This window comes from Kitasatospora sp. NPDC022856 (assembly GCF_055561235.1).
Window position 1 is genome coordinate 1 of the sequence record NZ_JBVHHE010000038.1, and the last position, 12,094, is coordinate 12,094.

Genomic DNA, 12,094 nt, shown 5'->3' on the forward strand with positions numbered 1-12,094 from the left:
TCCGCCGTCCCCGCCCCGGACGTCTCGACGAAGGGCGCCAGCCGGTCGGCCTGCCCGGCCAGCGAGCCCGCGCTCTTCGCCGACAGCACCAGCGGCACCGCACCGGCCGGAGCTTCCTCGACCGCGACGGCCTGCGCCTCGGCCTCGACCGGGGCCTGCTCCAGGATCAGGTGCGCGTTCGTCCCGCTGACGCCGAAGGCGGACACCCCGCCACGCCGGGGGCGGCCGGTCTCCGGCCAGTCCCGCGCCTCGGTCAGCAGCTCGACCGCGCCGGCCTGCCAGTCCACCTCGGTCGAGGGCTCCTCGACGTGCAGGGTGGGCGGCAGCACGCCGTGGCGCAGCGCCTCCACCATCTTGATCACACCGGCGACCCCGGCGGCGGCCTGCGCGTGCCCCAGGTTGGACTTCACGGACCCGAGCCAGAGCGGACGTCCCGGCTCCCGGTCCTGGCCGTAGGTGGCCAGCAGCGCCTGCGCCTCGATCGGGTCACCGAGCACCGTGCCGGTGCCGTGCGCCTCGACCGCGTCCACCTCGACGGTGGACAGGCCCGCGTTGGCCAGCGCCTTGCGGATCACCCGCTGCTGCGAGGGCCCGTTCGGCGCGGTCAGACCGTTGGACGCGCCGTCCTGGTTCACCGCCGACCCCCGGACCACCGCGAGCACCCGGTGCCCCTTGCGCCGCGCCTCGGAGAGGCGCTCCAGCACCACCACGCCCGCGCCCTCGGCCCAGCCGGTGCCGTCCGCCGTCGAGGAGAAGGCCTTGCAACGGCCGTCGGGCGAGAGCGCCTGCTGGCGGGAGAACTCCACGAAGGTGTGCGGGTTGGCCAGCACCGTCGCGCCGCCGGCCAGCGCCATCGAGCACTCGCCCTGGCGCAGCGCCTGGGCGGCCAGGTGGATCGCCACCAGCGACGACGAGCACGCCGTGTCCACGGTGACCGCCGGGCCCTCGAAGCCGAACACGTAGGACACCCGGCCGGAGGCCACGCTGCCGGCGGAGCCCGTCGCGGTGAAGCCGCTCAGCTCCGGCGGCACCTCGCCGCCGAACCCGTAGCCCTGGCTCATGACGCCGGAGAAGACGCCGACGTCGGTGCCCTTCAGCGCGGCCGGGTCGATGCCCGCCCGCTCCAGCGCCTCCCAGGACGCCTCCAGCAGCAGCCGCTGCTGCGGGTCCATCGCGAGCGCCTCGCGCGGCGAGATCCCGAAGAACCCGGCGTCGAACAGGCCGGCCTCGTGCAGGAAGCCGCCCCGGTCGACGTAGGAGGTGCCGATCCGGCCGGGGTCGGCGTCGAACAGGCCGTCCAGGTCCCAGCCGCGGTCCTCCGGGAACGGGGAGAGGGCCTCCCGGCCGTCGGCGACCAGCCGCCAGAGGTCCTCCGGGCTCGCCACGCCGCCGGGCAGCCGGCAGGCCATGCCGACGATCGCGATCGGCTCGTCGGGGTCGGCGGCCAGGACCGCCGGCGCCGCCGGCCCGGCCGCGGCGGCCACGTGGCCGAACGCGCCGTGCAGGTGGCGGGCCAGGGCGAGCGGGGTCGGGTAGTCGAAGACCACGGTGGTGGGCAGGTTGAGGCCGGTCGCCTCACGGACCCGGTTGCGCAGTTCGACGGAGGTCAGCGAGTCGAAGCCGGCGTCCTTGAAGGCCTTCTCCGCCTTGACGCTGTCCGCCCCGGCGTGGCCGAGGACGGTCGCCACCTGGCCGCGGACCAGGTCGAGCAGCAGGGCCTCCTGCTCGCTGGCCGACAGCCCGGCCAGCCGGTCCGCCAGCCCGCCGCCGCTGCGCTGGGCGGCCGCCGCCCGGACGGCCTGCCGGCCGGCCCGGACCAGACCCCGCATCAGCGGCTGGACGGCGCCGCCGGAGGCCGCGTCGGCGCGGGCCGCCCGCAGGTCGAGCTTGATCGGCACGACCAGGGCCCGGTCGGCGTGCAGGGCCGCGTCGAACAGGGCCAGGCCCTCGGCCGGGGTCAGCGCCAGGACGCCGCCGCGGCTCATCCGGGCCTGGTCCAGCTCGCTCAGGTGCGCGGTCAGGCCGGTGCTCTGCTCCCACAGGCCCCAGGCCAGCGAGACACCGAGCAGCCCGTCGGCCCGCCGGCGGGCCATCAGGGCGTCCAGGTAGGCGTTGGCGGCCGCGTAGTTGCCCTGACCGGCCGAGCCGAACAGGCCGGCGGCGGAGGAGAACACCGCGAAGGCCGTCAGGCCCAGGTCGCGGGTCAGCTCGTGCAGGTGATGTACGGCGGTCACCTTGGGCGCGAAGACCCCGGCGATCCGCTCGGGCGTCAGTGCGCCGATCACACCGTCGTCCAGCACACCGGCGGTGTGCACGACGCCGGTCAGCGGGTGCTCGGCCGGGACGGCGGCCAGCAGCGCGGCCACCGCCTCCCGGTCGGCGACGTCGCAGGCGGCGACCGTCACCGCCGCGCCCAGCCCGTCCAGTTCGGCCACCAGCTCCGGCGCGCCCTCGGCCCCGAGACCGCTCCGGCTGGCCAGCACCAGGTGCCGGACGCCGTGCTCGGTGACCAGGTGCCGGGCCAGCAGCGCGCCCAGCGAGCCGGTGCCACCGGTGACCAGGACGGTCCCGTCCGGGCGGAAGGCCGGTTCGGCGGTGATCGCGTCGCCACCGGCCGCGCGGACCAGCCGCGGTGCGGAGAGCACCCCGGCCCGGACCGCGACCTGCGGCTCGCCGGAGCCCAGCACGGCGGTGAGCAGCGGCTCGACGTCGGTGCCGGAGGTGAGGTCGGTGGCGGTGTCGGTGTCGATCAGGACGAGCCGGTCCGGGTTCTCCGCCTGGGCGGCGCGGATCAGGCCCCAGACGGCGGCGCCCGCCGGGTCGGTCACCGCGGCGTCGCCGCCGGCCGGCACCGCGCCCCGGGTCACCAGCACCAGCCGGGAGTCCTCCAGGCTCGGTGCGGCCAGCCAGGTCTGGACGAGGTCCAGGATCCGGCCGGTCAGGGCCAGGGCGTCGCCGCGCCGGTCGGTCGCCTCCACCAGCGCCACCACCGGGGAGGTGACGTTGTCGGCGAGGATCTGCACCTCGTCCGCGTGGAACAGCGGCACCCACGGCGGCAGCGTCTCGCCGCCGGCGGGGGTCTCGGGCAGGTCGGTCCAGTCCACCCGGAAGAGGGCGTCCGGGCCGGCGTCCGCCGCGGCGGACGAGAGCTGCTCGGCGGAGACCGGCAGGAAGGCGAGCGCCTCCAGGGTCAGGACCGGGCCGCCGGTCTCGTCGGCGGCCTCCAGCGAGAGCCCGTTCCGGTCGGACGGCGCGAGCCGCACCCGCAGCGCCGAGGCGCCGGCGGCGTGCAGCGTCAGGCCGGTCCACTCGGCCGGCTGCCAGAGCCGCGGTCCGCCCGCGGTCCCGTCGGCCACGGCGGCGTGCCGCAGGCCGGACTGGAGGGCGGCGTCCAGCAGCGCCGGGTGGATGCCGAAGCGGCCGGCGTCGGCACGCTGGTCCTCGGGCAGGGCGACCTCGGCGAAGACCTCCTCGCCTCGCCGCCAGAGCCCGCGGACGCCCTGGAAGGCCGGGCCGAGGGCGTAGCCGAGGCGGAGCAGGTCGTCGTACAGCTCGTCGGCACTCGCCTGCCGGGCGCCGGTGGGCGGCCAGACGGCGAGGTCGGCGTGCGCCTCGGTGCGGGCCGCCGCCGGGGCGAGCCGACCGGTGGCGTGCCTGGTCCAGGCGCCGGTGTCGTCGCCGGCGTCCTCGCGGGCGGCGTAGACGTCGACGCTACGGGCACCGCTCTCGTCGGGGCCGCCGACGGTGACCTGGACCCGGACGCCGCCGTGCTCGGGCAGCACCAGCGGGGCCTCGATCACCAGCTCGTCGAGGGTGCCGCAACCGACCTCGTCACCGGCGCGGACGGCCAGCTCGACCAGCGCGGCGCCGGGGACGGGGACGACCCCGCCGACGCCGTGGTCGGCCAGCCAGGGGTGGGTGCGCAGCGACAGCCGGGAGGTGAACGCCAGCCCGTCCGACTGCGGCAGCCGGACGACGGCGCCGATCAGCGGGTGGTCGACGGTGGCCTGGCCGAGCGAGGCCGCGTCGGTGGCCGGGGCGGTCTGCAGCCAGTAGTGCCGGTGGTCGAAGGCGTAGGTCGGCAGGTCGAGCGGGGCGGTGCCGGTGGGCAGCACGCCGCTCCAGTCCACGGCCACGCCGCGGACGAAGAGTTCGGCCATCGACAGGAACAGCCGGCGCGGACCGCCCTCGTCCCGTCGAAGCGAGCCGGTGACCAGGGCGTCGGCCGCGGTCTCGTCGACGATCTCGTTGATCGGCTGGACCAGCACCGGGTGGGCGCTGGACTCGACGAACACCGTGTGGCCCGCTTCGAGCAGTGCGGCGACGGCGGGGCCGAAGCGGACCTGGCCGCGCAGGTTGCGGTACCAGTACCCGCCGTCCAGCAGGCCCGCCTGGTCGATCCACTCGCCCGTGACGGTGGAGAGGAACGGCACCAGCGGGGCCTGGCTTCGGATGTCCGCGAAGGCCTCGCCGAGGGTCTCCTCGATCGCCTCGACATGACGGGTGTGGGAGGCGTAGTCCACCGCCACCCGGCGCACCCGCACGCCGTCGGCCGCGAGGACCTCCAGCGCCTCGTCCAAGGCCTCGGCGTCACCGGCGACCACCACGGACGCCGGGCCGTTGACGGCCGCGACCTCGACGCGGTCCGCCCAGCGCTCCAGCCGCTCGTCGGCCTCGCTCTCGGGGAGCGCGACCGACGCCATGCCACCGCGACCGGCCAGCTGACCGGCGATCACCTGGCTGCGCACCGCGACGATCCGGGCGGCGTCCTCCAGGGACAGCGCACCGGCCACGCAGGCCGCCGCGATCTCGCCCTGGGAGTGGCCCAGCACGGCGTCCGGCAGCACGCCCACGGACGCCCAGACGGCGGCCAGACCGACCATCACGGCGAAGCTGGCCGGCTGGAGCACGTCCACCCGGTCGAGCAGCTCGGCCGGGGCCTCACCGCGCAGCACCTCCTCCAGCGACCAGTCCACCCAGGGGCTCAGCGCCCGGGCGCACTCCGCGATCCGCTCGGCGAACACCGGTGAGGTGTCCAGAAGTTCACGGCCCATGCCGGCCCACTGCGAACCCTGCCCCGGGAACACCAGGACCGTCCGGCCCGCACCGGCCGAGCCGAGCGAACCGCCGGTCACCAGAGCCGGGGCCGACTCGCCCCGGGCCAGCGCGCCCAGCCCGGCCAGCGCCTCCTCCGTCGAACCGGCCACCAGCACCGCGCGCTCGGAGAGCAGCGCGCGCCGGGACAGCAGCGCGTTCGCCGTGGCGGCGAGCGACGGCCGGTCCGCCGTGTCGAGGAAGGCCGCCAGGCGCGCGGCCTGACCGGCCAGCGAGCCGGTCGAGGCGGCCGACACCACCAGCGGCACCGTGTCGGCGCCCGGCAGCACGTCGCCCGCCGCCGGCTGGACGGCCGGCACCTCGGCGGACTCCTCCAGGATCAGGTGCGCGTTGGTGCCGCTGATCCCGAAGGAGGAGATCCCGGCCCGGCGCGGCCGGCCGCCGGCGGCCCAGTCGCGCGCCTCGGTCAGCAGCTCGACCGCACCGGCGGACCAGTCCACCTCCGGGGTCGGCGCGCTGACGTTCAGTGTGGAGGGCAGCACGCCGTGCCGCAGCGCCTGCACCATCTTGATGACGGCCGCGACACCGGCCGCGGCCTGGGTGTGGCCGATGTTGGACTTCAGCGAGCCGAGCCAGAGCGGACGCTCCGGGTCGCGGTCCCGGCCGTAGGTGGCCAGCAGGGCCTGCGCCTCGATCGGGTCGCCCAGCGCCGTTCCGGTGCCGTGCGCCTCCACCGCGTCGATGTCCGAGGCGGCCAGGCCCGCGGTGGCCAGCGCCTTGCGGATCACCCGCTGCTGCGAGGGGCCGTTGGGCGCGGTCAGGCCGTTGGACGCGCCGTCCTGGTTCACCGCGCTGCCGCGCAGTACCGCGAGCACCTGGTGCCCGTTGCGCCGGGCCTCGGAGAGCCGCTCCAGGACCACGATGCCGACGCCCTCGGAGAGGATGGTGCCGTCGGCGCCCGCCGAGAACGCCTTGACCCGGCCGTCGGCGGCGAGGCCGCGCTGGCGCGACATGCCGAGGACGCCGACCGGCGAGCCCATCACGGCGACGCCGCCGGCCAGCGCCAGCGAGCACTCCCCGGACCGCAGCGCCTGCGCGGCCAGGTGGATCGCCACCAGCGAGGAGGAGCACGCCGTGTCCACGGTGACCGCCGGGCCCTCGAAGCCGAACACGTAGGAGACCCGGCCCGAGGCCACACTGCCGGCGGTCGCGGTGGTGACGAAGCCTTCGAGCTCGGCGGGCATGCTGGTCAGCGACTCGACGTAGTCGTGGATGGAGACACCGGAGAAGACGCCGATGTTGCCGCCCCGCGCCGTGCCGGGGTTGATGCCGGCCCGCTCCAGCGCCTCCCACGAGGCCTCCAGCAGCAGCCGCTGCTGCGGGTCCATCGCCAGCGCCTCGCGCGGCGAGATCCCGAAGAACTCGGCGTCGAACTCCCCGGCGTCGCGCAGGAAGCCGCCCTTGTGGACGTAGGAGGTGCCGGGCTTCGCGGCGTCGTCGTCGAAGAGCTCGTCGAGATTCCAGCCGCGGTTGTCCGGGAAGCCCACCATGCCGTCGCGGCCCTCGTGTACCAGGCGCCACAGGCCCTCGGGGTCGACCACGCCGCCGGGCAGCCGGCAGGCCATGCCGACGATGGCGATCGGCTCGTCCGGGTCGGCCGCGACCACGGTGGGGGCGGCGGCGGCACCGGCCGCGGTGTCGCCGAGCTCCTCGCGCAGGAAGCGGGCGAGCGCCACCGGCGTGGGGTAGTCGAAGATCAGGGTGGCGGGCAGCTTGACCCCGGTCGCGGCGCTCAGCCGGTTGCGGAGCTCGACCGCGGTGAGCGAGTCGAAGCCGATGTCGCTGAAGCCCCGGGTGCCCTGGGCCAGTTCGTGGCCGTTGAAGCCGAGCACCGCGGTGGCCTCGGCCTGGACGATGCCCAGCAGGATGCTCTCCTGCTCGGCCTCGGACTTCCCCGCCAGGCGGCGGACCAGCCCGCTGCCGTCCCCGGCGGCGGTGCGTGCCACCCGGCGCCCGCTCCGCACCAGGCTGCGCAGCATGTGCGGGACGGCGCCGCCGGACGCGGTGTCCGAGCGCAGCGCCCGCAGGTCGAGCTTGATCGGGACGAGCAGCGCCTGCTCGGCCCGCAGACCGGTGTCGAAGTGGGCCAGGCCCTCGGCCGGGGTCAGCGCCAGGACGCCGCCGCGGCTCATCCGGGCCTGGTCGACCTCGCTCAGGTGGGCGGTCAGGCCGGTGCTCTGCTCCCAGAGGCCCCAGGCCAGCGATAGACCGGGCAGTCCGCCGGTCCGACGGCGGGTCATCAGGGCGTCGAGGTAGGCGTTGGCGGCGGCGTAGCTGCCCTGGCCGGCCGAGCCGAGCAGCGCGGCGGCGGACGAGAAGACCACGAACGTCCGCAGCTGCGGGGCGAGTTCGCGGGTCAGCTCGTCCAGGTGGCGCACCGCGGTCGCCTTGGGCGCGAAGACCCCGGCGATTCGCTCCGGCGTCAGCGCGCCGATCACCCCGTCGTCCAGGATGCCGGCCAGGTGAACGAGGCCGGTCAGCGGGTGTTCGGCCGGGACGGCGGTCAGCAGCGCGGCGACCGCCTCCCGGTCGGCGACGTCGCTCGCGACCACCGACACCGTGGCGCCGAGTCCGGCGAGTTCGTCGGCCAGTTCGTCGGCGCCCTCGGCGGCGGGGCCCCGGCGGCCGGCCAGCACCAGGTGCCGGACACCGTGCTCGGTGACCAGGTGGCGGGCGACCACGGCGCCGAGCGAGCCGGTTCCGCCGGTGACCAGGACGGTGCCGTCCGGGTCGAAGGCGGTGGCAGAGGCCTCCTCCGGGGCGGCGTCGGCGCGCACCAGGCGGGAGGCGGAGAGCGCCGTGCCGCGCACCGCGACCTGCGGCTCGCCGGAGGCCAGCACCGCCCCGAGGACGGCTCCCGCCCCGGCCGCGGCGGCGGGGTCGAGGTCGACCAGGACGATCCGGTCCGGGTTCTCCGCCTGGGCGGCGCGGACCAGGCCCCAGACGGCGGCGCCGGCCGGGTCGGTCACCGCGGCCTCGCCGCCGGCCGGGACGGCGCCCCGGGTGGCGACCACCAGGCGGGCCTCGGCCAGGCCCGGCGCGGCCGTCCACGCCTGGACCGCGGCCAGCACCCGGCAGGTGAGCTCCAGCGGGTCGGCCTCGGCGTCGGCCGCGGTCGCGTCCAGCACGGCGACCGCCGGCACGCTCTCGCGGGCGGCCAGCGCGGCCACGTCCTCCGGTCCGGACAGCGGGGCCCAGACCGGCGCGGCCGTGGCGCCCTCGGGCGCGGGCAGCCCGGTCCACTCGACCCGGAACAGCGAGTCCCGGCCGTCCTGGCCGGCCGCGCTGCCCAACTGCTCGGCGGAGACCGGCAGCGAGACCAGCGAGTCCATCGTCAGGACCAGCTCGCCGGCCTCGTCGGCGGCCTGGAAGGACAGCGCGTCGGTGCCCCGGGGGGCGACCCGCACCCGCAGCGCGGAGGCGCCCAGCGCGTGCAGCACCAGCCCGTTCCAGGCGAACGGCAGCACGTTGCGGCCGTCCTCCGGGTTGGTGAACGCGTTGGTGTGCAGGGCGGCGTCCAGCAGGGCCGGGTGGATCCCGAACCGGTCGGCGTGCTCCCGCTGCTCCGGCGGCAGCACGGCCTCGGCGAAGAGCTCCTCGCCGCGCCGCCAGACCGCCCGCAGGCCCTGGAACGCCGGGCCGTAGGAGTAGCCGCGGACGACCAGGTCGGTGTAGAAGTCCTCGATCTCCACGGGCTCGGCGCCGGCCGGCGGCCAGGCGGCGAAGTCCACGGCGGGCGTGGTGCTGCCGCTCGGGGCGGTGGACGAGAGCAGACCGGTCGCGTGCCTGGTCCACTCGCCGTCGCCGTCCTCGCCGGCGGCGTCCTCGCGCAGCGAGTAGACGTCCACCGTGCGGGAGCCGGTCGGGCCGGGGCCGCCGACGGCGACCTGGACCCGCACGCCGCCCTGCTCGGGCAGCACCAGCGGGGCCTCGATGACCAGCTCTTCGAGGATGCCGCAGCCGAACTCGTCGCCCGCGCGGACCGCCAGGTCGACGTAGACGGTGCCGGGGACGATCACCACGCCCTGCATGGCGTGGTCGGCGAGCCAGGGGTGGGTGCGCAGCGACAGCCGGGAGGTGAAGACCAGCCCGTCCGACTGCGGCAGCCGCACCACCGCCCCGAGCAGCGGGTGGTCGGTGCCGGTGAGGCCCAGCGAGGCGGCGTCGGTGGCCGATCCGGTCAGCTGGAGCCAGTAGTGCTGGTGGTCGAAGGCGTAGGTCGGCAGGTCGACCAGGGCGGTGTCGGCCCCGGCCGGCAGCTGGCCGGTCCAGTCCACGGAGACGCCCCGGACGAAGAGTTCGGCCATCGAGGTCAGCAGGCGGCGCGGGCCGCCCTCGTCGCGCCGCAGCGAGCCGGTGACCACGGCCGAGGCGTCGGCGGCGTCCACCAGCTCGCTGATCGGCTGGACCAGTACCGGGTGGGCGCTGGACTCGACGAAGACGGTGTGGCCCTGGCCGAGCAGCGCGGTGATCGCCGGGCCGAAGCGGACCTGGCCGCGCAGGTTGCGGTACCAGTAGCCGCCGTCCAGCACGCCCGCCCCGTCGATCCACTCGCCCGTGACGGTGGAGAGGAACGGGACCAGCGGGGCCTGACTGCGGATGTCCGCGAAGGCCTCGCCGAGGGTCTCCTGGATCGCCTCGACGTGCCGGGAGTGGGAGGCGTAGTCCACCGCGATCCGCCGCACCCGCACGCCCTGGTCCTCCAGCGCGTCGAGGGCCTCGTCGAGGGCCTCGGCGTCACCGGCGACCACCACGGACGCCGGGCCGTTGACGGCGGCGACCTCGACGCGGTCCGCCCAGCGCTCCAGCCGCTCGACGGCGTCGGTCTCGGAGAGCGCCACCGAGGCCATCCCGCCGCGCCCGGCGAGGCTGCCCGCGATCACCTGGCTGCGCACCGCCACGATCCGCGCGGCGTCCTCCAGCGACAGCGCACCGGCCACGCAGGCCGCCGCGATCTCGCCCTGGGAGTGCCCGACCACCGCGTCCGGCAGCACACCCACGGACGCCCAGACGGCGGCCAGACCGACCATCACCGCGAAGCTGGCCGGCTGGAGCACGTCGACGCGCTCCAGCAGCTCGGCCGGGGCTTCGCCGCGCAGCACGTCCTCCAGCGACCAGTCCACCCAGCGCTCCAGCGCCGCCGCGCACTCCGCGACGCGCTCCGCGAACACCGGCGAGGAGTCCAGCAGTTCACGGCCCATGCCGACCCACTGCGAACCCTGCCCCGGGAAGACCAGGACGAGCTTGCCCGCCCCGGTCGCGCTCCCCGTCACCAGCCCGGCGGCGGATTCGCCCCGGGCCAGCGCGGCCAGCCCGGCCAGCGCCTCGTCCCGCGAACCGGCCACCAGGACCGCCCGCTCGCCGAGCACCGCGCGCCGGGTGGCCAGCGTCCCCGCCACACCGGCGAGGGAGACCCCCTCCGCGGCGTCGAGGAAGGAGACCAGCCGCTCGGCCTGGCCCGTCAGGGACGCCTCGGAGGCCGCCGAGACCACCAGCGGCACCACGGCGTCGGGCGCGGCCCCGGCCTGGGCGGGCTCGTCCTCGGGAACCTGCTCCAGGATCAGGTGCGCGTTGGTGCCGCTGGCGCCGAAGGAGGAGACCCCGGCCCGGCGCGGCCGCCCGGTCTCCGGCCAGGGCCGGGTCTCGGTCAGCAGCTCGACGGCGCCCGCCGTCCAGTCCACCTGCGGGGTGGGCGCGTCGACGTGCCGGGTGGCCGGCATCACGCCGTGCCGCAGCGCCTGCACCATGTTGATCACACCGGCGACCCCGGACGCCGCCTGGGTGTGGCCGATCACCGACTTGACCGAGCCGAGCCGCAGCGGTTCCCGGCCGTCCACGCGGTCCTGCCCGTACGTGGCCAGCAGCGCCTGCGCCTCGATCGGGTCGCCGAGGACGGTGCCGGTGCCGTGGCCCTCGACCATGTCGATGTCGCCCGTGGACAGGTTGGCGCTGTCCAGCGCCTTGCGGATGACCCGCTGCTGGGCGGGGCCGTTGGGCGCGGTCAGACCGTTGGAGGCGCCGTCCTGGTTGAGCGCGGAGCCCCGGACGACCGCCAGCACGCGGTGGCCGAGCTCCCTGGCCCGGGAGAGCTTCTCCAGCAGGATGACACCGGCGCCCTCGGCCCAGCTGGAGCCGTCGGCGCAGGCCGCGTAGGACTTGCAGCGGCCGTCGAAGGCCAGGCCGCGCTGGCGGGCGAAGCCCACGAAGCCGCCCGGGGTCGACATCACGGTCGCACCGCCGGCCAGCGCCATCGAGCACTCGCCGCGGCGCAGCGCCTGCGCGGCCAGGTGGATGGCGACCAGCGACGAGGAGCACATGGTGTCGACGGTGACCGCCGGGCCCTCCAGCCCGAGCGAGTAGGCGACCCGGCCGGAGGCGACACCGCCGGCGGTGCCCAGGGCCCGCTCCAGGCTGAGGAAGCCCTCGTAGCCGCTGAGGTCCGGGGCGTAGTCCTGGTGCACGATGCCGGCGAACACCCCGATGTCGGTGCCCCGGACGGAGTGCGGCGCGATGCCGGCCCGCTCCAGGGCCTCCCAGGACACCTCCAGCAGCTGCCGCTGCTGCGGGTCCATGGCGAGCGCCTCGCGCGGCGAGATGCCGAAGAACCCGGCGTCGAACTGGCCGGCGTCGTGCAGGAACGCGCCCTCGCGGACGTAGGTGGTGCCGGGGTTGTCCGGGTCCGGGTGGTAGAGGCCTTCGAGGTCCCAGCCCCGGTCCTCGGGGAACGCGGTGTACACGTCGGTGCCGTCGGTGACGACCCGCCAGAGGTCCTCGGGGGTACGGATCCCGCCCGCGTACCGGCAGGCCATCGACACGATGGCGATGGGCTCGGCAGGGGCCTCCAGAAGCTTCTGGTTCTCCTGCTGGAGCCGCGCGTTCTCCTTCAGCGAGGCACGAAGTGCGTTGACGATCTGCTCGTCCGGCGTCGTCATGTTCCTACGTCCTCCGTGTCAGTCCGCTGTCAGTGGTCAGCTGGTCG

General features: G+C 76.1%; 1 protein-coding gene. It reads right to left on the reverse strand.

The annotated features are described in order from the left end of the window. Window positions 1–12,047, reverse strand: a 12,047-nt coding sequence (locus tag ACZ34W_RS31855) for an SDR family NAD(P)-dependent oxidoreductase (protein WP_465609038.1), incomplete at its 3' end; no start/stop codon positions are given. Window positions 12,048–12,094 lie beyond the last annotated feature (47 nt).